Source organism: Oleiphilus sp. HI0067 (genome assembly GCF_001635735.1).
The window spans coordinates 1-25849 of the sequence record NZ_LWFI01001200.1; the positions used below are offsets into that span (position 1 = coordinate 1).

Below are 25849 nucleotides of genomic sequence, written 5' to 3' on the forward strand. Positions count from 1 at the left end.
GCATAAGATGGAGAGTCAAGCTTCAGAAACATGCCGTTCTTGCCATAGCTTTGAAGCGATGGACTTTTATGCGCAAAGCGAAGATGCTGCAAAAATGCACCAAATGGCAAAGCGCGTTGAAGAAGGACTTCAAATTCTCTCAAGTAGCGGAGCACTGCAAGACTTTCTGACCAACCACCCTGTTACATCAGCAGCGTTTCCGTTGGAAAAATACCAAAACAATATCAAGTTTGATCTGCACAACCCAGATTTATCACCCGAAACCGAGCAACTAGATGCCAAATTCTGGCTAGCGCTCGATTAAAAAGAAAGCGTTCTAAGATCGCTTGACCTTCCAGTAGCTATAAGCTTTATTCTTACCGACGCTCACTATTGAGATAGGTGTAAATATGAATATTGGCGAAGCGGCTAAGCTAACAGGCTTAAGCGATAAAACACTCAGATACTATGAGAGCATCGGCCTTGTAAGTGCCAAGCGCTCTTCGAATGGCTATCGTCTTTACACCGACAAACAGATTGATGAACTCCATTTTCTGGCGTCTGCACGCCAAACTGGATTCACCTTAGATGAATGCAAGGCACTGCTTGCCTTGTTGCGAGATACGAATCGTCACAGCCGCGATGTCAAAGCTTTCGTGACCGACAAACTCACGAAACTAGATTCCCAAATCGCCGCGCTAAGCAAAATGAAGCAATCGCTCGAACAGCTATCTTCACGCTGCAATGACAACGACGATAGCCAGTGTGCAATTATTGAAGGGCTAAGCAGTAACACCCTCTGCAGTAAGGAGGAGAACAATGAGTGATTCGAAAACAAGCTGTTGCGGTTCGGCTTCTAATCAAGCGTCAGAACCAACAACTAAAAGTTCATGCTGTGGCAACGCAGAAAAGTCTGCAGCCAAACCTGAAGCTAACACACAACAAACGACAAGTTCTTGCTGTGGCTCTAAACCACCAGCTGACGAAGAACAAAGCAACTGTTGCGCACCTGAACCAAATAAAACAGATTGGTTACTTTGGGGTTCTATTCTTGGTGTGGTCGCGTTTTACGGCGCAAGTTTTTTAGATCTCGCACACGAACATTGGCTGGGCGCATTCAGTCATAGCGTACGCGATTTAATGCATGTGATGTGGTGGGGCTTAGTACTCGGCATGATTATGGTCGGAGTGCTCAGCCAAGTGCCACAGAGCTTCGTGCAATCGATGCTTGGTAAAGGCGGAACCTTTACAGGCCTATTACGCGCAACCTTCGCAGGCGTCCTGCTCGATCTGTGTAGTCACGGTATTCTTATGGTTGGCATGGAGCTTCGTAAAAAAGGCGCAAGCCTTGGGCAAACCATGGCGTTTTTGATCGCTAGCCCATGGAACTCGCTTTCACTCACGATCATCATGATTGCATTAATCGGCTTAGAGTGGACGATCATCTTTATTCTGCTCTCAATGCTCATTGGAATTGCGGCCGGATGGATGTTTGATCGACTTGAAAAAAACGGAACACTCCCAAGCAACCCGAACGTACTGCCTTACGATCCCGATTTCAAATTCTGGCCCGAAGCTAAGCGCCAACTGAATGGTGTTTCATGGAATTCAACGCTTCTTAAACGCTTTGTTCAAGGAGGCATTAATGGCTCACGCATTATCATCAAATGGATATTGTTTGGCGTGTTGCTCGCTTCTGCTATTCGCGCCTTTGTGAGCCTAGAGCTTTTCCAAGATTACTTCGGTCCTACTCTGCTTGGTTTATTTGCGACCTTAGTCGCTGCGACCATCATTGAGGTCTGCTCAGAAGGCTCGACACCTATCGCGGCCGACTTGATGACTCGTGCCAATGCCCCCGGTAATAGTTTTGGTTTTTTGATGGGCGGCGTCGCCACCGATTACACCGAAATTATGGTCATCAAAGACACCACCAAATCATGGAAAACAGCACTCTATTTACCGCTGTTAACCCTACCGCAAGTGTTTGTGATTGCGTGGTTGCTTAATCAAAGCGCTGGAAGTTAATGCTTCCAACGCTTTGATTAAGCATCGAGGCTACATCATTCGTTTACTCTCAAGCTTAACTAATCTCTGAACACGTGCTCCTGCATTTCACGTGCTTGTTTGACGTCTGCGCAGTACTCAGCTGTTGGTCTTAAAAGTAATCGCGGAATACCGATTGGATCTCCAGATTCAATACAGTAGCCATACTCGCCCAGCCGAATCCGCTCTAAGGACTGCTGAATCTTAGGGAGTAGCTTTTGCTCTCGGTCAACAATGCGCATAGAAATCGCACATTGCTCTTCCCACGAGGCACGATCTCCTTCGTCAGCCGAATCAACAGGGCTCGACATTTGATCTTTAGCCTCTTGAATTCTCTCTCGTGTAGAGTCATGCAACTCAATTAGCAATGCTTTGAAGAACGCCAGTTGCGCATCGTTCATATACTCGTCTTCAGAGGCTAATTTAATCGTTTCGATTGTGTACTGCTCCGAGGCTTTTTTTGATTTACTCATACTAATCCCATAGGCAATAAAAACAGACTATCCGTGACTATAAAATGTTACGTTATAACATATCAAATAGATTATCATTACGTTTAGTAATCCAAGCCCAGCAAATAATCAGTACACACATTTAAATATTTCCTCGATGACAGACGAACACCACTTATGAAGTGTTATGATTTGTCCAATTCGTCAGCCCTGTTTTTACTATGACCCTGGAGCATTCTCATCGCTACGCGCATTACATCGCTTTCTGAACTCGCAGAACACACAGACTACTCATTGCTAAACGAGTTAAGTCCGGATCCACAATCCAACGAAGATGGGCAAGATCACCGCCCACGCCAAGTATTCTCGGGGCATTATGTTCGCGTCACACCAACTCCGATCGCAACGCCAAAATACATTACGCATAGCCCAAGTTTTTTTGAAGAGCTTGGCTTTGACGAGTCTTTTGCACACACAGAAGACTTTCACCGATTGTTCTCTGGAGATGCCTCACATCTTCCTGCGCCAATGAAGCCCTATGGTTGGGCCACAGGCTACGCCCTTTCTATTTACGGAACTGAATACACACAGCAATGCCCATTCAGAACGGGAAATGGCTACGGTGATGGTCGCGCATTGTCGGTGGTTGAAGCCGAACTAAATGGCAAACGTTGGGAGTTTCAATTAAAAGGCAGTGGTCGCACACCTTATAGCCGTGGCGCTGATGGTCGGGCTGTATTGCGCTCAAGCGTGCGCGAATTCTTGGCACAAGAACATATGCACGCACTTGGCGTAGCGACCTCTAGGTCACTGAGCTTATTTGTATCAGAAACAGAAGTCGTCGAGCGCCCTTGGTATTTACCGGAATCTGATTCTATCGATCCTGAAATACTCGTGGATAATCCGGTTGCGATTTCAACACGCGTTGCACCCTCGTTTTTACGTGTTGGGCAAATCGAGCTCTTCGCACGCCGTGCACGCAGCGATGCACATCCCAATGCACATAAAGAGCTAAAACAAATCGTCGAGCATTTAATCCGTCGAGAATACATTGCAGAAATCGACACCACCCTGCCCTTTGATGAGCAATTAGCCTTACTAGTCGAGGCCTTTCGTGACCGCCTCATTTCACTTGTCTGCAACTGGTTGCGTGTTGGTTACTGCCAAGGCAACTTCAATAGCGACAACTGTGCGGCAGGCGGTTTCACGCTTGATTACGGCCCATTCGGATTCTGCGAACGCTTTGAGCAACGCTTTCAGCCTTGGACTGGCGGAGGAGAACACTTCTCGTTCTTCAATCAGCCCAATGCCGTGCAAGTCAATTTCGAAAGCTTCAGCTCTGCACTGTCTCCGCTTTTAGATGCAGATTCACCAGCGAATACAGTAATAGAACAACTACGTACCGAGTTCTTCGATAAAATGCGCGCAGAGCTCAATCAGATGTGGGCATCCAAGCTAGGTTTAGAAAGTGTCGAGCCTTCATTAGTGAAGCAACTTATTCGCCTAATGGAACTCACGCCTGTCGACTACACCCTATTCTTCCGTGAGCTCTCGAACATCCCCGAAGACAGCTCAGCACTGCACAAGAGTTTTTACAGCGAGCCAGCAAACAGTTTGATGGATGAATGGAATCTTTGGTTTGATCAATGGAAAGCCGCGCTGAGCGCATCGGCAAAAGAGCCATCTCAAATTGCTCAAGAAATGAAACAGGTGAACCCGAAATACATCTGGCGTGAATGGCTCATTGTTCCGGCCTATCAACAAGCAGAAGCTGGCGATTACTCGCTGATTCACGAACTACAGGAAATACTCTCTAATCCTTACGACGAGCAATCAAAAGAGATTGAAGACAAGTATTATCAGCTCAGACCACGCGAGTACTTCCATGCTGGCGGTGTGTCGCATTACAGTTGTTCGTCTTAGATAAATAGAAGTCATTATGTACCGTATTTTATTCGCAACATTACTCCTCGCAGGATGTACAACAGCCCTATGGGCACCGAACTATGAACAACAATGGGTAAACGGGTTCTATTTAAATCAACAAACAAATGAGCTTGTTGTTACAACGAGACATAAAGCATATATATTCCCAATTGAGAGCTATTTTGCTGAAGCCATACTACTTACTAGACACTTCGATTTTTATCCTTCATTTGAAGATTTCAAAGTTAATGATAAAAATCAGGTCACGGGTAGAGTTTCGTTAACGCTTATTGAGCCAACCCCTCCTGAGCAGCTGGAATCAAAAATCAAAGCCCTAGGCTTCAAAAATGATGAGCTGATCAAAAAGTACCGTTTATCTAGGGAAATAAGTGGAAAACTATTCACTATCGAAGGTGAGTTACCACTAGAAAAACTCGAGAATGAATACCCTATTGCAATCGCACAACCAACAACGTTTGTAGAAACTGCAGGAAAAATTGTAGCTACACCAGCAACGATAACCATTGATGCCGTCACCACAATTCCTTCGGTATTTCTTGCTGCGACAGTTATGACAATAGCAAGCCCATAATAAAGGGTTTGAATCGAAACTTATTTTCTTCCCGATCCTTAGTTTCGGATATCAAAACAACCAAAAACAGATCGGCAGTAATATCGCGGTGAAGATGGCGTTGACGATCATAGCGAGAATCGAATACGCGCCACACTTCGGACTAATTTCAAAGGCTTTGACAGTACCAATCGCATGCGCACTTAAACCAAGTGCGAGGCCTTTTTCTTCATCTCGTTTGATAGAGAACTTCTGAAATATATAGGGTGCAACGACTGCGCCGAAGACACCAGTAATCATCACAAACCCAGCAGCGAGGGAAGCAATCGCGCCTGTTTCTTCTGAAACTAAAACCGCAACAGCAGTGGTCACGGATTTTGTCAGCATTGCCAGAACAGATTCATCGCTTGCTGAAAAGAGCAGTAAAATTGCCACAGCTAGGGCAACAGTGACGACCCCTCCCACAAACACCAGTAAGCTGATTTTGGCGAGAATCTTTCGCATATGCTTGGCTTCGTAAAACAAGGGCACTGCCAAGGCCACAATCGAGGGCGCTAAAAACCAATGAATAATCTGTACCGAAGCAAAGTAGTCTTTATAGGAAATCTGTAACACTACTAAGAGCAAAATCATCACAGCAGAACCCGCTAACACGGGTTGTAAAAGCGGATGTAAGCCCGACTTCACGTAGGCTTTGCGCACTAGCCAATAAGTGGCCAGCGTCGCCAAGATCAGCCCCAGATCTGTTAGTAAGGAAGTAGCATCAAGATTTGAGAGAAAGTCCATCACAGTGACTGCTCTCTTTCATCTTTCGAAACGAGCTTTGCGAATAGCCATGGCATTGTAATCAAGGTAAACAGTACACTGACGCAGATGGCAACCAGAATAGCCAGCCATTCTTTTTGGATTAAATGCCAGTGATCCATGATGCCAATACAAGACGGCAGAATAAGCAGCGGGATATACAGGGTAAGGGTTTGGCTAGAGCGTTCTAGGTACTTGCCGGGCTTGCCACGAAATACACATATAGCAAACACAATCAACAAACCAATAATCGCACCCGGAATAGGAATACTAAGTTGATCGACCAACCATGTGGCCAGCACGCTAATAAGACACAGGCTAACTAAGCCAAACACCATGTTCTTCTGCCCAAAACTTTTAATTATTAATATTCACAAGCTCGAGATAATAACGGAGATCATCCACGGCTCAAGCCTGTTTGCTGAATATCCGGCATACAAAGGCCTAAGTTATTCAATGCAGCTTAATCGTCACTGTAATTGATATGACCTGCGTAATTCTGACGATAACAATCCGCACCTATCATCTGTATCTGTTTTTGCATGAACAGATCAAACAAAGTCGTTAAGGCACTATCCCCGACCGCTGATGCAAATGTCTCGACCGTTGAAAGCGCGTCTTCCGATGGTACTTTTCTCACCAAATAATTCGACAATTTATCAAGTGACAAACTGGCCCTTGGCAATTCTGCTAACCAAGGATTGAGGTGTAGTATCTTTTTCGCCTTACGCCATGTTGCATCAATGAGAATATACTGACGTTCAAGACTCTTAGCCTCTGCCTGCATATTTAACTGAGCAAAGCCTGCCTCGACAATGTCGCCCCCAGGAAATATTAGCACCTGTTGTTCACGCTCTTTAGCACGAGGCTCCGGAAACACCTCAGAATCTTTCACTAAAACGCTTGGAAAACGCTGCTTGATTAACGATACCGTAGAGATCGTTTTTTTACGCTCTTCTGGGTGCCTAAAAATAACGACAGAGGTTTGATCTTTGCTAGCTTCGACGTGTCCACACATACACATCTTATGCGGCAAAGCGCAACCAAAACAGTAACGACTGCCTTCGATCTTGGCGTGATAGATAGGCATACGTTTTACCTTGCTTTCATCTTGATGAAGCTTCGCTCCGATTAACACGCCTTGCTCATTCGTGTGCAGTTCAATGCTTCGCTTCGATACGCCATCACAACGTTTAGTCGCGTCATACACACTTACTGAATAAACCTTATCTCTCAATAGGACTGGCTCGCTCTCCAGCATCAACACATGGCCAGTATCTCCAGAACTTGGCAACACATCTTTTCGCCATGCGAGCAAATGTCCAGGCTTTAGCGTACTTATTTTGTTTGAACCAATCTCTTGCAGAAGATTAAAGTAATGCACTGCTTTGGGCCGTGAAAGTCGATACGGAAGCGTAATAGAAAGATGAGACAACAGAAGATTAAACAAGCCTGAGCAGTCACAGCTAATCGCCAACTCATCGACATGGCTTTCTCTAGTAAAAGATTTGGAGGGAAGACTATCCCATTCAGACAGGACTTCGAGTGAGTTCAAAATTAGCTCTCAAGCAAGCAACGTTGTATGCAAAAGCATATTGTAACGCCAACTCGCTCAAGATGCTTCCTGACACAATGACTGCTCTCTCAAGAAAGACGAGTTATCAAGATTTAAACGCTTGGTTCCATGCGCCATGGTCTACCATCGCATTTAGAATAATTTGAGCAAGAAGGTGTGCAACCTCTGCAAGGCAAACGCTTCGCTTCGTTAACGCTTTGATTATTTTGCGACTTTGATGGTGTTTGATTTTGTTGTGTCTGACTCAAAGCTTCAACCCCTTTACATAGTAATAGTGAGGTTAGTGATACGTCAGAGACCTAGCGCCGGTTCAAACCTTATGAACCCGCTGTGGTTTTTTCTCTATTTAGAGGAATGAAGAACATTCTCAAATTGAGTGAGCTCACTATCAGAGGTATTAAACGAGACAACAAGACGCACAAGCGTTGCATCAGAACGATCTTTAGTTGGCAAAAACCGCTTAGGCCATTCATAAAACACAGCGCTAGCGTTTCGCAATTCCTTGATTTTAGCGTTGTCGATAAACGCAAAGACTTCGTTTCCGAAGTTTGCTTGCTGCTCTGGCCAAGCAAGTTCAGAGTAGCGACTGCTCTGGATAGATTGAGCAAGTTTGCGTGCTTGCGCATTGCTCTGTGTCGCTAAATCGAGCCAATGATTTTGCTCAAGCCAACCGCAAAACTGCGCCCCCAATAATCGACCTTTAGAAAGCAAATGCCCTGCTCGCTTACGTCGATATTCAAAGTCTTTAGCAAGTTTTTTATTGAAGAAGATAACCGCTTCGGCCGCTAACGCGCCGTTTTTACTTGCTCCCAAACACAAGACATCGACGCCGGCTTTCCAGGTCATGTCAGCAGGCGAGCAGTTCAATGAGATAAGCGCGTTGGCAAAACGAGCGCCATCCATGTGCACATTCATATCATACTTTTTAGCGAGTGATGTGAGCTCTTGAATTTCTTCCAAACTGTAGGCACATCCGCTCTCGCTGAGTTGCGTGATACTTAATGCGCGAGGTTGTGGAGTATGAGGCTCATGCCCTTCAAACGTTGTTAAGTACTCAAACAATGCCTGCTGACTTAGTTTTGGACGATCAATATCAAGACCTGTTAAACGCGCGCCACCGGTATACATTTCAGGAGCGGTGAGTTCATCATTCAAGATATGTGCGTGATCATGACAGACAATTTGATCCCACGGCTGAACGAGGCAGGATAGCGCAAGGCAGTTGGCGGCCGTTCCAGAGGTAACAAAGTAGGCTTTAAGATCGGTTTCAAAGATCTCGGCTAATAGCAGCTCGGCTTTGTGTGTCCACTCATCTGTGCCATAGCTTGAGCTGGAACCAGCATTTGCAGCAATAATGGCATTTAATACCTGCTCTGAGGCTCCACTTTGGTTATCACTTCCAAAATTCATTCAATCAACTCACTCAATTTAAGTGCCAAATCAGATTGTACTTCTTCAAGTGTTTGGCTTGCATCAAGAATAACGAAGCGTTCAGGATCTTCGCTCGCACGTTCAAGATAGTTATTACGCACACGATTAAAGAAGTCGATTTCTTCCTCTTCAAAACGATCTAGCGCGGCACGTTTGCTTGCCCGTGCCATACCAACTTCAATCGGCGCATCAAGCAATAGCGTAACATCTGGACGCAGATCACCTTGCACAAAGTTTTCGAGGTTGGCAACTTTTTCACTCGGTAATTCACGCCCACCACTTTGGTAGGCATAGGTTGCATCGGTGAAGCGATCACACACAACCCATGTACCCGCGTCTAATGCAGGAAGGATCTTCTCGTTAAGATGTTGCGCACGCGCAGCAAACATCAACAATAATTCGGTATCTGGGCAAACTTTCTCGTCACGGCGTGCAATCAGGACTTCACGAATTTCTTCTGCTAGCGGCGTTCCACCCGGTTCTCTGGTAACAATGCAATGGATACCCTTTTCTCGCAATGTATTCGCTATAAATTCAATATTGCTGGACTTGCCAACACCCTCACCGCCTTCGACGGTAATAAACTTTCCACGCATTCTCGTTTTCTCTCGTCGGGACCAATCTGCTTATGACTGCCCCTATTACTCATAGCTAATTGTAAATCGACTTATAATCGCTTCGTCGACGTAATTGGTATTCTCGTACCGCTTTATTATGCTGTGCCAGCGTTTCGGAAAACACGTGCGAACCGTCCCCCTTGGCAACAAAATACAAAGTCTTTCCAGCCTTTGGATTTAACGCAGCGTGAATCGCTTCGCGACCCGCTAAGGCAATAGGCGTCGGAGGCAAATCATTAATCCGATAAGTATTGTAAGGCGTCAGCTCTTTTAGATGTTTGCGGGTAATATTGCCCTTGTAACGATCCCCCAGACCATAGATCACCGTAGGGTCTGTTTGCAGTCTCATTTTTTTATTCAACCGACGTACGAACACACCAGCAATTTCTTCACGCTCGCTAGGCTTACCGGTTTCTTTTTCAACTATTGAAGCGAGAATCAAAGCTTCATATGGCGTTGCTAATGGCAGTTTAGATTGTCGCTTCGACCATTCTTCGTCTAGCACTTTGAGTAAGCGCTGATGCGCGCGCTTTAAAATGGAAAGATCGCTCTCACCTTTGTGGAAAAAGTAAGTATCCGGATAAATCGCCCCTTCGGGATGCGTGAAAACAAAATCGCCTTTTTGCGGAAGATCGCTTGATTTATTTCCTGTGAGTTTTTGCAGTACCTCTTTGTCACTCAAACCTACCAACACATGTTGCAAGCGAGAATCTGATTCAAGCACTGCACGCGCTTCTTTGAATGTAGATCCTTCAATTAAAACGACTTTATAGCTGACATACTGATTTGATGTAAGCAAGGCAAACAGCTCAACCAGCGTCATATCGCGTTGAATTTCAAACTCGCCGGCTTTGAGTTTCGGACTAAGATTTTTATGGCGAACGTATATCTTGGCCACTTCTTCATATTCAATAATTCCCAATTTATGGAAATCATTAATCACTCGGTTGGACGAGCTTCCTTTTTTAAGTTCGTATACAAAAGGCTCTGTGATTGGTAAGGGCTTTTCGAGATAACGCAGATAAGAAAGGACTGCTAACGCACCAAGCAATGCGAAAAGAACAACTGAGCCGAGAAAAAATTTAAGCCACTTCATAATCAAAACCAAAGCGCTGTTTTACTGTTGACATCATCTTATTTACTTGTGTAGAAGGCGCATATTTTGATTGCTGAAACTGGCTAACAGGCCATACACCAAATACACTGTTGATCATGAGTAAGGCATCTGCCTGATGCAGATCATCCAATGTCATTTGTCGCTCCTGTATCGTGAAAGAGCCATCGAACTCCTCAAGCTCGCCTGCTAGCAAAGCACTTAATAAGGTACCGCGAATTCCACAAACACTCAGTTCTGGCGTGTAAAACGTTCCATCAATCAAAGCGATTAAGTTTGATTTGGTGCCTTCAATAACGTGATTCTTTTGATCAAGCATGACACCTTCCGGCGCGCCGTTTAACTCGCGAGCCCCCATGACCTGATCAAGTCGATTCAGATGCTTGATACCTGCCAACATAGGTTGCTCACTCAAGCGATGCGAACACAAGGCAAGCTCAATCCCCGATGAATAATAAGATTCTTGGTAGTGAGGTAATTCAAATACTTGGATAAATAGATCAACGGAACTCGGCTTTATAGGCGCATAGCCACGCCCACCTTCTTTGCGTGTAGCGATGAGTTTAACCAGACCGTTCTCATGACCGTGCAATTGTAGCTGACGAACGGCGTTCTCTAGCTGATCATCAAAAGCTTCTAGTAGCTCCAGACTAGAACCAAGAGAGAGTACCTCAACACCACGGAGAAATCGGGCGCGATGGTAATCTAGTAACGGCACTTTAGCTTGAACAACACGAATGGTTTCGAAGATACCATCGCCATACGCGAGACCGCGGTTACTCAAACTAAGCGGAGATGTAGATTCTTCCTCAAGCGAGGAATACAGGAGCGCCCCCATTGAGAACCTCTGAATTTATTGTTGTTTTCTAAAGATAAACGCTTATACAGCTTTAAAGATCAAGGTGCCGTTCGTGCCACCAAAACCAAATGAGTTACTCAACACAGTATTAATTTCTGCTTCGCGGGCTTGATTAGGCACAATATCTAACGTGACAGCTTCTTCTTTATCTTCAACGTTAATAGTTGGTGGTGCAATATTGTCACGAATCGCAAGCACACTGAAGATCGCTTCAATCGCACCAGCTGCACCGAGTAGATGGCCAGTCGATGACTTTGTAGAGCTTACTAAGAGCTTCTCATTGGTATCGCCGACTAATTTCTGAATTGCCTGCGCTTCCGCTAAATCACCCAGGGGAGTCGAAGTACCATGCGCATTGATGTAATCAAGTTCACTGGCTGGTATGCCTGCATCATTCAAGGCATTTTGCATTGAGGTCAATGCACCTTCGCCATCTTCAGAAGGCGCTGTCATATGAAATGCGTCATCGCTCATACCGAAGCCAATCACTTCAGCATAAATCTTCGCACCACGCGCTTTCGCGTGTTCATATTCTTCAAGCACAACACAAGCCGCACCATCTGATAACACAAAGCCATCTCGTCCTTTATCCCAAGGTCGTGATGCTTTTGTTGGTTCGTCGTTACGCGATGAAAGCGCTTTTGCGTTAGCGAAGCCCGAGATTGCAACTGGCGTTGTAGCCATCTCCGCTCCGCCTGCTAACATCACGTCTGCATCGCCATAAGCGATGGTTCGCGCAGCGTAACCAATATTGTGTGTACCTGTCGTACAAGCCGTCACAACCGCAATGTTAGGACCTTTAAAACCATACTTAATGGCAACGTTGCCAGAGATCATATTGATGATTGCACTAGGCACAAAGAATGGTGATACGCGTCGAGAGCCAGACTTATGGAAGGTATCTCGTGTACATTCGATCGTTTCGATACCGCCAATGCCAGACCCTACCGCAACGCCTGTCCGTTTTAGTTGTTCTTCAGATAAGGACTCGAGCTCTGCATCCTGCACAGCCTGCATACAAGCAACCATGCCATAGTGCATAAACGCATCCATACGTCGCGCTTCTTTTCGATCAATGTATTCTGACAAATCGAAATCTTTGATTTCACCACCGATTTTTACAGGTAAATCTGTCGTGTCAAAGCGCTCAATCAAACCGATGCCACTTTCTCCCGCTATTAGTTTGTCCCAAGTTTCGGCAACCGTATTCCCGAGCGGGGTTAACGCACCTAAACCTGTGACAGCAACGCGACGTTTTGACATGGGTATCTCCATCCTATGATTTTATAGCTCAGCATTAAGACCAACAGCAGCTATAACAAAAACACTTACTTAATAACCAAAAAACCGCCCAAAGCATTATCGCCATGGACGGTTTGCTAGAGCAAATCGAGTCTTATTGATTAGCAATAATGTAGTCGATTGCTTCTTGAACTGTAGAAAGCTTTTCTGCTTCCTCATCAGGAATTTCAGTTTCGAACTCTTCTTCAAGCGCCATTACTAACTCTACGGTATCAAGAGAGTCTGCACCAAGGTCATCAACAAAAGACGAAGTATTTTGTACTTCAGACTCTTTAACACCTAGTTGTTCACAAACAATCTTTTTTACACGCTCTTCTACAGTGCTCATAGTTTCCTCTCTTCATTATATCGGAGTGCTAACCAGCTTTATGTTTTGATTGATGCTGGTCTGCACGCTCCCTGCTTACGCCCTAGTTGCACGTGTCAGGTAATGTTGCGTGTTAGTCTAGTTGAATCAATGCCCTGAAACAAGTTCCAATCAGGCCTTTAAGACATATACATTCCGCCATTCACATGCAAGGTTTGGCCTGTGATATACGATGCATTCGGTGAAGCTAAAAAGGCGACCGCTGAAGCAACTTCCGCAGAACTACCAAGACGATTCACAGGAATTTTGGACAACATTAAGTCCTTGTTCTCTTCACTCAAATCGTCAGTCATGTCGGTCTGAATATAACCTGGCGCAACTGAATTTACCGTGATGCCACGACTACCGATTTCAGACGCGAGCGAACGTGTAAAACCTTCAATCCCAGCTTTAGAAGCACAATAATTTGCCTGCCCCGGGTTACCCATTTGTGCAACGACAGAGCTCACGTTAATGATGCGCCCCCAGCGAGCCTTCGTCATTCCCTTCAATACTGCTTTCGATGTGCGGTACACAGAGCTCAAATTAGTTTGAATCACTGATTGCCAGTCATCTTCTTTCATACGAAGCATAAGACCATCTTTGGTAATGCCAGCATTGTTTACCAAGATAGAAGGTGCTCCATAAGCTGAAGTTACCATTGCAATGCCATCGCTCACCGAGTCGGGGTCGCTCACATCCATAACAATCCCATCACCATCTAAACCCCATTTGGCAAAATAATGAGAGATAGAAGACGCGCCGGCTTCAGAGGTAGCCGTTCCAATAACAGTTATATTTTCATCAGAAGCTAAAGCCTTGGCGATCGCCTGACCAATGCCGCGACTTGCACCAGTTACTAAAGCTACCTTTCGCTCATTTGATTTCTTTAAACTCATTTACGCTTCCTCACTGAGCGATGCAATCGTTGAGGTGATGCCCTGCCCATCTGAAATTGCGAAATTTTCTAGTGACTTGTCGACGCGACGCGTCAAACCTGCAAGGACTTTGCCTGGCCCACATTCAACAAACTGCGTTGCGCCCTGATCAGCCAAGTAACGTACTGATTTAGTCCACTGCACAGCTTTAGACAAGTGAGGCAATAGATTCGCTTTCAAGTCTTCAATAGACTCTGCTACGGTCGCAGTATAATTTTGAACAATCGGAACCTGCGGCTCGCTAAACGAAATGGCATTGATGGCTTCTGCAAGTTTTTCACCCGCAGGCTCAAGTAAAGCGCAATGACAAGGCACGCTCACAGGCAGCATTGCTGCGCGGCGCGCACCTGCTTCTCTAGCCAACTCAATCGCTTTTTCAAGCGCATCATTCGCACCCGCGATCACTACCTGACCCGGCGAATTAAAATTAGCTGCTGATACAACACCTACACTAGATGCCTCTTCACATACTTTAATAACAGTCTCATCATCCAAACCAAGCAAAGCTGCCATCGCACCTTGGCCCAGAGGAACTGCCTGCTGCATAAGCTGGCCACGCAAATGAACAAGTTTAACGGCATCAGACAATGAAATAGCGCCAGAGGCAACGAGCGCGGTGTACTCACCGAGGCTATGGCCACACATAAAGTCCGGTCGAATCGTTGTTTGAGCACACCACTCTTCCCATACTGCGATACTAGCGGTGAGAATCAATGGCTGCGTAATCTCTGTTTGATTAATTCTCTCTTCAGGACCTTCTAGCGCCAATTTTCTTAAATCGATACCAATCGCGTCAGAAGCTTCAGCAAACACCTGATTTGCCTTCTCTGATGATGCTAACAAATCAGCCATCATGCCCACACTTTGCGATCCTTGACCGGGGAACATAAATACCAACGACATAAAACCTCCTTATATCACCGCAAATTAGTCGAAAGCGATGAACTCTAGTGCTTTGTTAATTTTTTCAGGTAGATTAGAGCGTGCTTCGCGATCCGCAAGCTCAATTGCATGCACAAACGCTTCTACCTTTGCGTTGCCGTGGCTTTTCACCACAACGCCATTTAATCCTAAAAACATTGCTCCGTTGTGCGTATCGGGATCAAGCTGTTTCAGCGCACTAGCCATATGTGGCGCCAACAACTTCGCTAACAAGCGCGTAAACCATGAACGTTCAAAAAAGGCCTTCACCCCATCAAGGATAATATTTGCCGCACCCTCGGCGCTTTTTAGTGCAATATTCCCAACAAAACCATCGCAAACAAGAACGTCAGCTTTACCTCGAAAAATATCGCCGCCCTCAGCAAAACCAATATAGTTAATTTCTGGCGCTTCTCTGATAAGAGAATCCGCCAAACGAACTAACTCGTTGCCCTTAATATTTTCATCACCAACATTAAGAAGCGCAACGTCCGCCTGTTCTTTCTCTTTAATCACTTGCGCAAGTATCTGGCCCATTAAGGCAAATTGCATAAGCTGCTCAGCTGAGCTATCTACATTTGCACCAAGATCAAGAACTAAGGTTCCACCATTTTGAGACGGAAATAGCTTTGTGATAGCTGGGCGATCAACACCATGAAAGGTCCCTAAAATGGAGCGCCCTAAAGCCATCAAGGCTCCGGTATTTCCACCACTGACCACTGCTGATACTGAGCCATCACGCGCCATCTTTAGTGCTTCAGCCATTGAGCTATCTTGCTTTCGACGCAACACCACTGAGGGCTTGTCATCCATAAGAACAACAGAGTTAGCTGGGCTTATTTCAAGACGATGTTTTAATGAGGAATAGAGCGGGTGCTGAAACAAAAAAACCTCCAACTCGCTTTGATTACCAACCAAAACAATGTCAGAGGTTTTGTTTCGTTCTAAGAACGAAAGTGACGCATTAACCGCCACTTGTGCGCCATGATCACAACTCATCGCATCAACAGCGATGCGCAGGTTTCCTGTCATAGCGTGCGAATAATTCGCTTAGTCGTCTGCTTTCTCGATAACTTGCTTACCACGGTAAAAACCGTCTGCAGTTACGTGGTGACGACGGTGCGTTTCACCAGTAGTTGAGTCAACTGAAAGAGTTGCACCAGTTAGCGCGTCGTGTGAACGGCGCATGCCACGCTTAGAGCGAGTTTTGCGATTTTGTTGAACAGCCATACGTTTCTCCCGAAAGGTGTCTTTCTCATGTGGCGCAATCTATAAATGCGCGCAAATCATAAACTATTTTATGAGCTTCAATTCAGATAACACAGCAAAAGGATTTTCTTTTTCCGGTGCTTCTTCGATTTCTTGCTCTTCCCCAAACTGCTCTGCTTTACAATCATCATGATAGGAAAACATCGGCAAACTGAGGATCAATTCCTCTTCGACCACATCATAAACCGGCATAACTTCCGGCTCGACCAAAAGCGGCTCGTAGTATCCAGGTAGGTTCTTAGCTTGCTCATCTGATAAGACAATACCAAGCTGAAAGTCTGACTCTACTACCTTGTTAACCGCTTCTAAGCAACGCTCGCAGGTCAAAGCTAATTCCGCTTTCAGGTGCCCTTTGAGAACTCTAAGATGTTGCTCATCGCGATCAAACTCAAGCATTACTTCTACATCCCCTTCAGTACTTAGCACAATATCTGCCAAACGAGGCATGCATTGCACTGCAATTTTCCCCTGCAAAACCTTGTTTTGGTCAGCGTATTTAAGGGGATCGACAGTCTTTGGGAGTGAGTGATCCGACATAAGCGCGCAATTCTATTGGCGAGACCCGTACTTGTCAAAAGAAAACAACATTTTTTTAACAATCGTTCAAAGCAGTGCACAACTGAGGCTTCAGCATCAGTTTGGAATATGAAACACTAGCGCCAATTCGAACTATTTCAAGAAAACTAAATGACTACCCATCGCATAATTCTTGGCTCATCTAGCAAATACCGCAAAACTCTATTAGAAAAGCTGTTTTCTCATGTTGAATGCATTGCTCCTGAGATCGATGAAAGATCTATTTCGGCCAACTCTCCAAAAGACTTAGCTCTAAAGCTCGCATCACTAAAAGCGCATAATGTGGTGGCATCACTCTCATCACCAATCAAAAGCATTGTTATCGGTAGCGATCAGGTAGCTTATTGCGACGGAGTATATCTTCATAAACCAGGTTCTTTCAAAAAGAACTGCGAGCAACTCGCCTTCTGCTCAGGCAAAGAGGTTTCGTTTTTTACTGCTCTTTCGGTCGTTAACACCGAAACAATGCAGGAAGAAACCACTTGCGATCTAACGCGCGTGAAATTTAAGCCTTTAACATCCGCCCAAATTGAAAGCTATGTGCAAAAAGAGCCATCTTATGATTGTGCGGGCGGATTCAAGGTCGAAGGTTTAGGCGTTACGTTGTTTGAGGCGATTGAGACAAAAGACCCAAATGCTCTGATAGGCCTCCCATTAATAGAGCTATGCCACATACTTAAGCGCTTCGGTATTATGCTCCCATAAAAAAGGCAGCTAATTAGCTGCCTTATATAGCTTTTTAAAAAATCTAACGAAGCTGCATGGTATTCAAACCTAATACTGAACTGATCGCTCCGCCGATGGATACACCCAAGGACTCTGTAAATTGCTGGAGTGGGTCTGGCTGCAATGAGAAGTCAACAATATCTTCAGCACCGACAAGCTCGCGCGCCACGTAACCAGAACTACCTAATCCGTCAATCAAGCCCAACTCAAGAGCTTGCTCCCCATTCCAGATCAATCCACTAAATAACTTATCGTTTTCTACCAAACGATCACCACGCCCTTCTTTCACCTTATCAATGAATTGCTGATGCGTACTAGTTAATACAGTTTTCCAGAATGCCACCTCTTCTGGATCCTCTTCACTAAACGGGTCCAGAAATGCTTTGTGCTCACCAGAGGTATAAGTGCGACGCTCAACGCCATATTCATCAATCAGGTCAACAAAGCCAAAACCTGCTGCTGTTACACCAATAGACCCAACTAAGCTTGCTTTATCTGCATAAATTTCGTCAGCAGCCGCTGCCATGTAATAAGCGCCAGAGGCTCCCAAATCGGTAATCACTGCATAGAGTTTTTTCTCAGGATACAAGCCGCGCAACCGCTTGATTTCATCATAGACGTAGCCAGACTGAACTGGACTTCCGCCCGGGCTGTTAATTCTCAAAATGACCGCTTTAGCCCCTTCTGCCTCAAATGCAGAGCGTAAACCTGTCACGATCACATCAGCACTAGCATCTTCTTGATCTGCAATCACTCCTCGCACATCAATCAAGGCAGTGTAATTTTCGGAGTCAACCTGCATACCGCTTGGACTTAAACCATTTGCCATCATGCCAAGCAAAATGAATAAGTAAGCGAAGGTCAGCAACTTAAAGAAAATACCCCAACGACGAGTACGTCGCTGCTCAACCCCTAAAGTAGCTACCGTTTTTTCAATTAACTTCCATTCTTTAGAGTTGGAACTAGTTGGCTGAGGGACTGCCTTTACGTTATCTGAGTTTTCCAAAAGGAACTCCTAGTTTATTGTTTTATCAAAATTACTAATCAACGATCGACTTGAGAACGCCCATGATAAAAAATCTAGAGCTTTATATCGTCATGTGATTCGACGAGCCATGCTAGCAGCTCAGGCATCGCATCAACAATGCGCTTCGGATTATATTGCCGTAAGCTCTTCACCGCATGCACACCGTAGCTTACGCCGACACTAGGCATCTGTGCCTTCTGCGCCATTTCCATATCAAAGGTCGTATCACCAACCATCAACATTTGATCTCGCGGCACCTTCAAATGGTCAGAAATCTCGATAAGCATTTGCGGGTGCGGCTTCGATCGCGTTTCATCCGCGCACCGTTCAATATCAAAAAACTGTCCTAGCCCACTCTGCTCCTTCGCCATATCAAGACCGCGTCGACTCTTACCTGTCGCTACAGCTAAAACAAAGCCTCGATCTTTTAGCTCTTTAAGCACGTCGAATACGTCTGGAAACAACGATAACTCTGCACCTTCATTCTTATGGAATTGCTTAGAATAGTGCGCCCTCAACGTCTGAATCTGATCCTCAGTAATATTGGGATAAAGTTCAAACAAAGCCTCTTTCATACCGAGACCGATGATACTCTTCATGCGGGCGTAGCTGAGCTCAGGCAGGTCGCACACTTGTGCAGATTCAGCGATGCAGGAAACGATATGACGCTCCGAATCTACCAAGGTTCCATCCCAATCGAACACAATCGTTGAATATCGCACTAAAGTAACTCCATTTTCTCAAGAGCTTGCATGTAGCGCTCGTCATATTCAGCTTCAAGTCGCATGCGTTGCGTTTTGCCTCCCTTTATTGGCAAGTCAAATTCTATGGCCCGCGCATGAAGCATCAAACGCGCCTTCTCCATTCCGCCCTGATCTTCGACCAAGTTCTGAATATACTTAACATCCCCCACAATTGGATGTTTAGAAAACGCGGCATGGACGCGAATTTGGTGCGTACGCCCAGTAATCGGCTTTGCTTCAACCAAGGTAAACTTATCCGAACGATTCAGAATCGAAAACTTCGTTTGGCTCGGTTTTCCGTCAGCACTCACCACCACCATACGCTCGCCAGATTTGAGCTCATTCTTACGAAGCGGAGCATCCACCATCACTTTGTACTTTGGCCATTTACCGAATACCGCTAAATGGTAAATCTTGTTCACCGTATCATCTCTAAATTGCGCATGAAGTGCTTTTAAGGCAGGACGACTCTTAGCAATCAGAACAGCACCAGAGGTATCTCGATCTAATCGATGAACTAGCTCAAGAAACTGATGTTCGGGGTATTTTGTACGCAAAGCCTCTATCAAACCCAAGTTCACACCACTTCCGCCATGAACAGCCAAGCCAGAAGGTTTATTGATCACTAAAAGCTGATCGTCTTCATAGAGAACTGAATCTTTAAGCGCTTGAGACAAAGAATCGCTAACCTTAACTTGTCCGTTAACGCTGTTCGTTGTGTGCATAGGAGGAACGCGAACAATATCACCGAGCTGTAGCTTCGTTTCTGGCTTACATCTTTTTTTATTTATGCGCACATCACCTTTACGAATCACGCGATAAATTTTTGACTTCGGCACACCCTTGCACGCACTCAATAAAAAATTGTCGATCCGCTGAGTTTCGTTCTTCTCAGTAATGGTGACTAATTGCACACCATGCCCCAAAGGCTTCTTTTGTCCTTCAGGTTTTTGAGCTTTTACTTTTTGATCTGCCACCTACACCTCTAAGTCGTTGCCCGACCTACCAATTACTGCTATATTCGCTTCCGCGTCGGCCCCTTTTAAATCCAAAGGTGCTTGAAACGACATTTTCGTTTCCGCAATCATACAGCTTTAGCCCCGTAAAATACGCACATTCTTCACTAGAATCTGCAGGAAAAAAGAGTATAGCCGCTTTGCACTTGTTGCAAAAAAACAGCAATGAGAAAAGCGTTGGCAAAGTTGAATGATGGTGATGCATTGGTAATACATATCGTTCGAAGCCTTGAAGCCTGCCTATCGCATAGCGCTCACTGTGCTCACGGTATGAAAAGAGAAACACCCAAAGGAACATTTGTTTTTACGCAGTTTGCAAAACAAATGATTGGATAAATACGCTGTACAGCGTAGCGCAAAAGATCTTTAGATGATGCTTAAAGAGGCCTTCGTAAGCCATTCAAAGCATGATCACGACACAGGCCGACACCGTGAGTTCACAAGACTTGCGTTGTAAAGAGACCATAAGACCTGCTGTTTACAATGAGATGTTAGTTCAACAGAGCAGCTATAAAACCTGGAGTTTAGTGTTTGCATGCTCGTTTTAACGCCACAGTTGTAGGTATTCTAACCCTCGATCTTTCTGCCCTTCCTGTATACAGCGCCATATTGGACGTTGTTCATGAAAAGAATGTTAATCAACGCGACTCAAAGCGAAGAGTTGCGTGTAGCCCTCGTTGACGGGCAAAAACTCTACGACCTAGACATTGAAGCCGGCTCTCGCGAGCAAAAGAAAGCAAACATTTATAAAGGCAAAGTAACCCGTGTTGAACCTAGCCTAGAAGCTGCTTTCGTCGATTTCGGTGCCGAGCGACACGGCTTCCTTCCTCTTAAAGAAATTTCAAAAGAATACTTCAAGCCAAGCGCTGGCAAAGGCCGCGTTAACATCAAAGATGCGATCAGCGAAGGCCAAGAAGTAATCGTACAGGTTGAAAAGGAAGAACGCGGTAACAAGGGTGCTGCACTCACTACGTTTATCAGCCTAGCTGGTCGTTACTTGGTACTCATGCCAAACAACGCAAGAGCCGGCGGCATTTCTCGCCGAATTGAAGGGCCAGATCGCGCACAGCTAAAAGAAGCAATGTCTGGCTTAAACATGCCTAACAGCATGGGCGTTATTGTTCGCACTGCAGGCGTTGGTCGAAGTACTGAAGAACTACAATGGGACCTTGACTACCTTGTTCAATTTTGGGATTCCATTAAGACTGCGTCTGAGAGCCGCCCCGCTCCTTTCTTAATCTACCAAGAAAGCAACGTAATCATTCGCGCTATTCGAGACTATCTGCGCCAAGATATCGGCGAGGTATTGGTCGACGCACCTGCAGTATTTGAAGATGTATTGAATTTCGTTCGCGCTGTAATGCCGGCTTATGAAAACAAGATCAAACTCTACCAAGACGAGATCCCATTATTCAGCCGCTATCAAATCGAAGCGCAAATCGAAACAGCATTCCAACGTGAAGTAAAATTGCCGTCTGGCGGTTCTATTGTTATCGACCCAACAGAGGCACTTGTCTCGATTGATATCAACTCGGCGCGTGCAACAAAAGGCAGCGACATTGAAGAAACAGCACTTCAAACAAACCTTGAAGCCGCTGATGAAATAGCACGCCAACTTCGCTTACGTGATATGGGCGGTTTGATTGTTATTGACTTCATCGACATGGGCCCTAGCAAAAACCAACGCGAAGTTGAGAACCGTATGCGTGACGCACTTGAGTTAGATCGCGCACGTGTTCAGGTCGGAAAGATCTCTCGCTTTGGCCTGCTAGAAATGTCTCGCCAACGCTTGCGTCCTTCACTCGGCGAAACACGTTCAGAAACTTGCCCTCGTTGTAACGGACAAGGCACCATTCGTGACATTGAATCTCTTGCACTATCGATCATGCGTTTGATCTACGAAGAAAGTGCAAAAGAAAAAACTGGTGCGATACAAGCAATCGTCCCAGTTAGCGTTGCAACCTTCCTTCTGAATGAGAAGCGTAAGCAAATCGTTGAGATTGAAAGTAAGCAAAACGTTGATGTCATTATTGTTCCTAAAGATCATCTAGAAACACCTCACTTCGAAGTGACACGTTTGCGTGAAGATGATTACGCAAACCTTGAGGACACACCAAGCTATACACTTGAAGTTAGCCAAAACGAAGAAGAGCAAAGCACCGCTGCACAACCACGTGAAACAGTTAAAGAAGAAGCCGCAGTGAAGACGATTACGCCTCGTCCTCCAGCTCCAACTTCTTCGAACGAAGGCGGTTTGTTTGCAAAGATTGCTAGCAAGCTCTCTGCAATGTTTAGCTCTGAAGAAAGCGAGAAAGAAGAAGAGAAACCTTCTCCTAAAAATCGCAACAACAACCAACGTCGCCAAAACAGTAATCGACAAACGAATGCTAAACGCACTAAGCGTGGTGATGACCGTAATAATCAGCAAAACCGTAATAACAAACGGGAGCGCAATGATGAACGCCAAGGTCAGCGCAATAACAAGCGCAACAATGATAAAGCGCGTTCAAATGATCGAAATACGGCTGAAAAAGAGCAAAACGCGCCGCGCAATAAACAGAATCAAAGCAAGCAAAACGACAATACAGATAGCGCCAACAAGCGACCACGTCGTCAACGCAATGCAGGTTCTAACAATCAGAAGTATCGCGAGAAGCCACGCCCTGAGCCTATCTCTGATGAAGAGTTGGCAAAAGTAGCGCCAGCAAAAGCGGAAGCAGAAAAAGCGACAACGGATGCTCAAGAAGCACCTGTTGCAGCAACGGACGCAGCACAAAACGACTCGAACGCGACGCAAGAGAAAGCGCCACGCTCAAACAATCGTCGCCGCAACCGTCGTCGTAATGCACCTAAAGCGGAAAACACGACGGCAACTGAAGCTGCAAGCACTGAAACGCCTGCTACTGAAAAAGCTCCGGCAGCAGAACCAGTTGCCAAAACAGCAGCGCCTGCTGAGAAAGTCACTCAGCCAACTGCTGATTCGACAGAAAAAGCAACGGCTAACGCAAAAGCAACTAGCGCTGAAAAGCCAGCAGAAAAAGCAGCGTCGGAGCCTGAAAGTGCAACACCGAATGATACCGCAGTAAGCAAAACTTCAAAAGAAGAAGCGCCTAAAGCCGAAACAAAAGCAGAAAAAGCTGAAAAGCCATCTGCGCAAGCTGAGGCCGTAACGACTGCTGAAACTGAAGCGAAAGAAGACGATACAAAACCGGCACCGCAACGTCGTCGCCGTCGTCGTAGCCCAAGCTCAGAAAAAGAAGCCACTGGCGAACAAGCATCAGGAACCAAAGCCCAATCTGAAGCACCAGCAGAAAAAGCTGAAACGGCAAAAGCTCTAGTGGAGAAAAAGCCTGAGCCGAAGCCGGAAGCTGCAGAGTCTAAATCAAGCCCTGATGTTTCGGTTGCCGTTGCAAACTCAAACGCTAGTACCTTTAAGCCTCAGCGCCCAGCACGCCGTCGCCAGCGAGGTGAAGCAAAACTTGCACACAACGACCCACGCGCGAAAGCTACTGAAAGCCAGCCATCAGCGGCTTCAGCAGCACCAGTGAATGAAGGTGAAACGCAAGGCCAATAAGCTTTATTGGACTTTCTTTAAGCCAGAAGTTAGCTTAATGCGCTTCTGGCTTTTTATTTTACGGATATAAATCTATGCCTCTTTCTGAATCTGCCGTCGACCAACTAGAAGAGTTATTGTTTGACAAGTCTCTTAGTGATGACACGCTTGACTATTTTGGCTTGCACGGCCTGGTGAGCGCGACTGTTGTTGGTCCTGTTGAATTAACAATACCGCAAATAACCAACATCTGCCTCGCAGAGCAAACATTGAACGGAATGGAGAAAGAGTTAGACCACTTAGCGGGCTGCATTGCAGTCATGCAAAGCGAACTCATAGAAAGCCTTACCGAAGGCTCGTCAATTATTCTCCCTTTCGAAGATGAAGACGAACATTATGATGATGCGTTGATAAGCTGGTGCGCGGGTTTTGTTGAGGGAATTTTAAATAACGAGTCAGATTGGTTTAATCAGAACGAAGAAATAAGCGCCGAATTGTTACTTCCGTATATGGCCTTATCTGGTTTATTTGATAATGAAGACTTTGCTCCAATCATCAACAATAAGAAGTTAATGCAACAGTTTGAAACGATCATTGCTGAACAACTAACCGACGTATTTTTGTTCTATCACAGCAAAGCTTAAGACCATTTATGCGAGTCGAATTGAGGCTCGCACACTATTCCCCTTATCGTTGAAGCGCACTTTGCGGCAGAGCGATTCAACCAACTTCAAACCTCTCCCGTGAAAACTAGGAGCATGATCATCGAAAGGCCTTTCTGTGATGCCGGAAATATCAAATCCAGCGCCTGAATCGATAATCTCAATATCGAGAACTCTTGGTTCATCAAGACCGTACTCAAGTTTTATTTCAATGCTCGCTTCGCTTAATGCTGTCAAGCGCTCTGCACGCATCAAATAATAATTTTCAAAACCTTCTGCATCTTGTTTCAGAGAAGAGCATAACTGCAAAATGCCATGATCCAAGGCATTACAGAATAACTCCGTCAGGACAGTTGCAATTGTTTCCTGATGAACCGCAAATTCAGGTCGATCCGGAAGCAAATAAAACACCTCAGACGCAATATTTAGATCTTTACGCAAGAATTCCTCATTGAACATGAGCGAGGTTTTCCAGGGAAACATCGAAACGTCGTTCATAAGAATATCATCAGCTTCCGGCTTATATGCCATCACCTCTAGTAAAGATACATCATCTTGCTGAGGTGCATCCTCAACAAAGCTGTGGTATTGACTCAACATCTCCTCGAACACGTCCGTTTGCTCTCTTGAAACACACTGAGCTACACGATCCATCCCAAACATTTCATCAGTGCTGTTTGTCGACTCTGGAATTCCATCAGTCATTAGAAGAAGAGAATCTCCCTGGTGGAAATCAATATCATCCATACTGGCATTAAACGCTTCATTCTCAAGAATCCCTAAAGGCAGATGTTTAGAAAGCACTTCATTACATTTTCCTTCATAGGCATTAACATGATAACAAGCAGGCAAACCACCCAACCATACCCTTGCCCTTTCACCACTAGCATCCAGCTCAATAAAGCCCGCAGCGCAAAACATTGATCGCGGCACAAAGTTTCTCAAAGAACGATTCATCTCCCTAACGATAGAAGCCGCCGGCTTACCTTTTCGCGTCATCGTAAAAAATACTTGAGACAATGGAATCGTGCCAATTGCGGCGGCTAAACCGTGACCAGTAAGATCACCCAAAAATATGTACAAACCTCCAAACGGTTTTCGCGCAAACAGACATATGTCGCCATTGAACGTGGATTGAGATGCGATATATGAGCGAACATTTTTACAATCGCTTAGGTTCCGCGATAGAGAGTGCGACAAAACATGCTGTCCGGTTTCATGTTCCTGACGCAAGGTTTCATGCAAAACTTCAAGCTCTTTAGTCTTGTCTTGAAGCTCGTTCATTAAACTCTTGGTACGCATATGCGCCTTGATTTTTGACACCAATATTGAGGTATCAACAGGCTTTTGAAGAAAGTCGTCCCCACCGCATGCCAAACATTCTTTTAGGGCATCTTT

General features: G+C 45.4%; 28 protein-coding genes. 9 read left to right on the forward strand and 19 right to left on the reverse strand.

Annotation, left to right across the window (positions count from 1 at the left end; all coding sequences use genetic code 11):
* The 3 genes from A3739_RS17880 to A3739_RS17890 form a co-directional block, all read left to right on the forward strand.
* On the forward strand, nucleotides 1-304 hold a 304-nt coding region (locus A3739_RS17880), incomplete at its 5' end, for a NapC/NirT family cytochrome c (protein ID WP_197472411.1).
* Nucleotides 305-389: 85 nt separating this feature from the next.
* The gene (locus A3739_RS17885) at nucleotides 390-806 is read left to right on the forward strand and encodes a MerR family transcriptional regulator (protein ID WP_068475151.1); all 417 of its coding nucleotides are present in this window, start codon (nucleotides 390-392) and stop codon (nucleotides 804-806) included.
* Nucleotides 799-2004 carry a permease gene (locus A3739_RS17890; RefSeq protein ID WP_068481518.1) on the forward strand — a complete coding sequence of 402 codons (1206 nt, stop codon included), beginning with the start codon at nucleotides 799-801 and terminating at the stop codon, nucleotides 2002-2004. Before A3739_RS17885 ends, A3739_RS17890 begins: the two co-directional genes overlap by 8 nt.
* A 59-nt stretch (nucleotides 2005-2063) precedes the next feature.
* Here the strand turns inward: A3739_RS17890 and A3739_RS17895 are convergent, their stop codons facing one another.
* Nucleotides 2064-2495, reverse strand: coding sequence for a TraR/DksA C4-type zinc finger protein (locus A3739_RS17895; protein ID WP_068481514.1), 432 nt, complete (start codon nucleotides 2493-2495; stop codon nucleotides 2064-2066).
* 273 nt (nucleotides 2496-2768) lie between these two features.
* Here A3739_RS17895 and A3739_RS17900 point away from each other — a divergent pair, with 273 nt between their 5' ends.
* Both A3739_RS17900 and A3739_RS17905 read left to right on the forward strand, forming a co-directional pair.
* Nucleotides 2769-4397 carry a YdiU family protein gene (locus A3739_RS17900; protein ID WP_231876753.1) on the forward strand — a complete coding sequence of 543 codons (1629 nt, stop codon included), beginning with the start codon at nucleotides 2769-2771 and terminating at the stop codon, nucleotides 4395-4397.
* Nucleotides 4398-4413: 16 nt separating this feature from the next.
* A complete protein-coding gene (locus A3739_RS17905) occupies nucleotides 4414-4992 on the forward strand; it encodes a hypothetical protein (protein WP_068481507.1) in 579 nt (192 codons plus the stop codon).
* A gap of 51 nt (nucleotides 4993-5043) precedes the next feature.
* On the opposite strand, the gene A3739_RS17910 is transcribed toward A3739_RS17905, so the two are convergent.
* From A3739_RS17910 to A3739_RS17975, 14 genes are all read right to left on the reverse strand, one after another.
* Complete coding sequence (locus A3739_RS17910) at nucleotides 5044-5757, reverse strand: LrgB family protein (protein WP_068481504.1); 714 nt, start codon at nucleotides 5755-5757, stop codon at nucleotides 5044-5046.
* The gene (locus A3739_RS17915) at nucleotides 5757-6113 is read right to left on the reverse strand and encodes a CidA/LrgA family protein (protein WP_068477609.1); all 357 of its coding nucleotides are present in this window, start codon (nucleotides 6111-6113) and stop codon (nucleotides 5757-5759) included. Before A3739_RS17915 ends, A3739_RS17910 begins: the two co-directional genes overlap by 1 nt.
* 125 nt (nucleotides 6114-6238) lie before the next feature.
* A complete protein-coding gene (locus A3739_RS17920; protein WP_156502665.1) occupies nucleotides 6239-7330 on the reverse strand; it encodes a tRNA-uridine aminocarboxypropyltransferase in 1092 nt (363 codons plus the stop codon).
* Nucleotides 7331-7693: 363 nt separating this feature from the next.
* On the reverse strand, nucleotides 7694-8761 hold the full coding sequence (locus A3739_RS17925; RefSeq protein ID WP_068481498.1) for a low specificity L-threonine aldolase: 1068 nt from the start codon (nucleotides 8759-8761) through the stop codon (nucleotides 7694-7696).
* Complete coding sequence (gene tmk / locus A3739_RS17930; protein ID WP_068481495.1) at nucleotides 8758-9378, reverse strand: dTMP kinase; 621 nt, start codon at nucleotides 9376-9378, stop codon at nucleotides 8758-8760. Before tmk ends, A3739_RS17925 begins: the two co-directional genes overlap by 4 nt.
* A gap of 55 nt (nucleotides 9379-9433) precedes the next feature.
* Entirely contained in the window at nucleotides 9434-10507 is a 1074-nt protein-coding gene (gene mltG / locus A3739_RS17935; RefSeq protein WP_231877102.1) for an endolytic transglycosylase MltG, read from the reverse strand.
* Entirely contained in the window at nucleotides 10482-11351 is an 870-nt protein-coding gene (pabC, locus tag A3739_RS17940; RefSeq protein ID WP_068479312.1) for an aminodeoxychorismate lyase, read from the reverse strand. Before pabC ends, mltG begins: the two co-directional genes overlap by 26 nt.
* Before the next feature lie 42 nt (nucleotides 11352-11393).
* Entirely contained in the window at nucleotides 11394-12635 is a 1242-nt protein-coding gene (gene fabF, locus A3739_RS17945; RefSeq protein WP_068479310.1) for a beta-ketoacyl-ACP synthase II, read from the reverse strand.
* Between the two features lie 133 nt (nucleotides 12636-12768).
* The gene (gene acpP, locus A3739_RS17950; protein ID WP_068479307.1) at nucleotides 12769-13002 is read right to left on the reverse strand and encodes an acyl carrier protein; all 234 of its coding nucleotides are present in this window, start codon (nucleotides 13000-13002) and stop codon (nucleotides 12769-12771) included.
* 158 nt (nucleotides 13003-13160) lie between these two features.
* Nucleotides 13161-13919, reverse strand: coding sequence for a 3-oxoacyl-ACP reductase FabG (fabG, locus tag A3739_RS17955; RefSeq protein ID WP_068481489.1), 759 nt, complete (start codon nucleotides 13917-13919; stop codon nucleotides 13161-13163).
* Nucleotides 13920-14861 carry an ACP S-malonyltransferase gene (gene fabD / locus A3739_RS17960; RefSeq protein WP_068481486.1) on the reverse strand — a complete coding sequence of 314 codons (942 nt, stop codon included), beginning with the start codon at nucleotides 14859-14861 and terminating at the stop codon, nucleotides 13920-13922.
* Nucleotides 14862-14885: 24 nt separating this feature from the next.
* The gene (plsX, locus tag A3739_RS17965; RefSeq protein WP_068476089.1) at nucleotides 14886-15911 is read right to left on the reverse strand and encodes a phosphate acyltransferase PlsX; all 1026 of its coding nucleotides are present in this window, start codon (nucleotides 15909-15911) and stop codon (nucleotides 14886-14888) included.
* A gap of 18 nt (nucleotides 15912-15929) precedes the next feature.
* On the reverse strand, nucleotides 15930-16109 hold the full coding sequence (rpmF, locus tag A3739_RS17970; protein WP_068476088.1) for a 50S ribosomal protein L32: 180 nt from the start codon (nucleotides 16107-16109) through the stop codon (nucleotides 15930-15932).
* Between the two features lie 63 nt (nucleotides 16110-16172).
* Nucleotides 16173-16685: a YceD family protein gene (locus tag A3739_RS17975; RefSeq protein WP_068481483.1), complete on the reverse strand. Its 513-nt coding sequence runs from the start codon at nucleotides 16683-16685 to the stop codon at nucleotides 16173-16175.
* A 150-nt stretch (nucleotides 16686-16835) separates the two neighbouring features.
* On the opposite strand from A3739_RS17975, the gene A3739_RS17980 reads away from it, so the two are divergent.
* Nucleotides 16836-17429, forward strand: coding sequence for a nucleoside triphosphate pyrophosphatase (locus tag A3739_RS17980; RefSeq protein ID WP_068481480.1), 594 nt, complete (start codon nucleotides 16836-16838; stop codon nucleotides 17427-17429).
* A 43-nt stretch (nucleotides 17430-17472) separates the two neighbouring features.
* On the opposite strand, the gene A3739_RS17985 is transcribed toward A3739_RS17980, so the two are convergent.
* From A3739_RS17985 to A3739_RS17995, 3 genes are all read right to left on the reverse strand, one after another.
* On the reverse strand, nucleotides 17473-18456 hold the full coding sequence (locus A3739_RS17985; RefSeq protein ID WP_068481477.1) for a S49 family peptidase: 984 nt from the start codon (nucleotides 18454-18456) through the stop codon (nucleotides 17473-17475).
* A 74-nt stretch (nucleotides 18457-18530) separates the two neighbouring features.
* Nucleotides 18531-19199 (reverse strand): HAD family hydrolase, encoded by a 669-nt coding sequence (locus tag A3739_RS17990; RefSeq protein WP_068481475.1) that lies wholly within the window; start codon nucleotides 19197-19199, stop codon nucleotides 18531-18533.
* Nucleotides 19199-20197, reverse strand: coding sequence for an RluA family pseudouridine synthase (locus tag A3739_RS17995; protein ID WP_156504475.1), 999 nt, complete (start codon nucleotides 20195-20197; stop codon nucleotides 19199-19201). The genes A3739_RS17990 and A3739_RS17995 overlap by 1 nt, the downstream gene beginning before the upstream one ends.
* Before the next feature lie 216 nt (nucleotides 20198-20413).
* Between A3739_RS17995 and A3739_RS28870 the strand changes: the two genes are divergently transcribed.
* From A3739_RS28870 to A3739_RS18005, 3 genes are all read left to right on the forward strand, one after another.
* Entirely contained in the window at nucleotides 20414-20572 is a 159-nt protein-coding gene (locus A3739_RS28870) for a hypothetical protein (RefSeq protein WP_156502214.1), read from the forward strand.
* Between the two features lie 286 nt (nucleotides 20573-20858).
* Nucleotides 20859-23810: a ribonuclease E gene (gene rne, locus A3739_RS18000; RefSeq protein WP_068502306.1), complete on the forward strand. Its 2952-nt coding sequence runs from the start codon at nucleotides 20859-20861 to the stop codon at nucleotides 23808-23810.
* Between the two features lie 74 nt (nucleotides 23811-23884).
* On the forward strand, nucleotides 23885-24433 hold the full coding sequence (locus tag A3739_RS18005; protein WP_068502308.1) for a YecA family protein: 549 nt from the start codon (nucleotides 23885-23887) through the stop codon (nucleotides 24431-24433).
* Nucleotides 24434-24439: 6 nt separating this feature from the next.
* Here A3739_RS18005 and A3739_RS18010 read toward each other — a convergent pair.
* A partial coding sequence (locus A3739_RS18010) for an ATP-binding SpoIIE family protein phosphatase (protein ID WP_156502666.1) occupies nucleotides 24440-25849 on the reverse strand: 1410 nt, incomplete at its 5' end.

Excerpts from the sequence above, each read along its gene's own strand:
- plsX (WP_068476089.1), bottom strand. The coding sequence starts at position 15,911 with ATGACAGGAAACCTGCGCATCGCTGTTGATGCGATGAGTTGTGATCAT.
- A3739_RS17885 (WP_068475151.1), top strand. The coding sequence starts at position 390 with ATGAATATTGGCGAAGCGGCTAAGCTAACAGGCTTAAGCGATAAAACA.
- rpmF (WP_068476088.1), bottom strand. The coding sequence starts at position 16,109 with ATGGCTGTTCAACAAAATCGCAAAACTCGCTCTAAGCGTGGCATGCGC.
- pabC (WP_068479312.1), bottom strand. The coding sequence starts at position 11,351 with ATGGGGGCGCTCCTGTATTCCTCGCTTGAGGAAGAATCTACATCTCCG.
- tmk (WP_068481495.1), bottom strand. The coding sequence starts at position 9,378 with ATGCGTGGAAAGTTTATTACCGTCGAAGGCGGTGAGGGTGTTGGCAAG.
- fabF (WP_068479310.1), bottom strand. The coding sequence starts at position 12,635 with ATGTCAAAACGTCGCGTTGCTGTCACAGGTTTAGGTGCGTTAACCCCG.
- A3739_RS17980 (WP_068481480.1), top strand. The coding sequence starts at position 16,836 with ATGACTACCCATCGCATAATTCTTGGCTCATCTAGCAAATACCGCAAA.
- acpP (WP_068479307.1), bottom strand. The coding sequence starts at position 13,002 with ATGAGCACTGTAGAAGAGCGTGTAAAAAAGATTGTTTGTGAACAACTA.
- A3739_RS17905 (WP_068481507.1), top strand. The coding sequence starts at position 4,414 with ATGTACCGTATTTTATTCGCAACATTACTCCTCGCAGGATGTACAACA.
- A3739_RS17975 (WP_068481483.1), bottom strand. The coding sequence starts at position 16,685 with ATGTCGGATCACTCACTCCCAAAGACTGTCGATCCCCTTAAATACGCT.
- A3739_RS17910 (WP_068481504.1), bottom strand. The coding sequence starts at position 5,757 with ATGGACTTTCTCTCAAATCTTGATGCTACTTCCTTACTAACAGATCTG.
- rne (WP_068502306.1), top strand. The coding sequence starts at position 20,859 with ATGAAAAGAATGTTAATCAACGCGACTCAAAGCGAAGAGTTGCGTGTA.
- A3739_RS17915 (WP_068477609.1), bottom strand. The coding sequence starts at position 6,113 with ATGGTGTTTGGCTTAGTTAGCCTGTGTCTTATTAGCGTGCTGGCCACA.
- fabD (WP_068481486.1), bottom strand. The coding sequence starts at position 14,861 with ATGTCGTTGGTATTTATGTTCCCCGGTCAAGGATCGCAAAGTGTGGGC.
- A3739_RS18005 (WP_068502308.1), top strand. The coding sequence starts at position 23,885 with ATGCCTCTTTCTGAATCTGCCGTCGACCAACTAGAAGAGTTATTGTTT.
- A3739_RS17925 (WP_068481498.1), bottom strand. The coding sequence starts at position 8,761 with ATGAATTTTGGAAGTGATAACCAAAGTGGAGCCTCAGAGCAGGTATTA.
- fabG (WP_068481489.1), bottom strand. The coding sequence starts at position 13,919 with ATGAGTTTAAAGAAATCAAATGAGCGAAAGGTAGCTTTAGTAACTGGT.
- A3739_RS17895 (WP_068481514.1), bottom strand. The coding sequence starts at position 2,495 with ATGAGTAAATCAAAAAAAGCCTCGGAGCAGTACACAATCGAAACGATT.
- A3739_RS17890 (WP_068481518.1), top strand. The coding sequence starts at position 799 with ATGAGTGATTCGAAAACAAGCTGTTGCGGTTCGGCTTCTAATCAAGCG.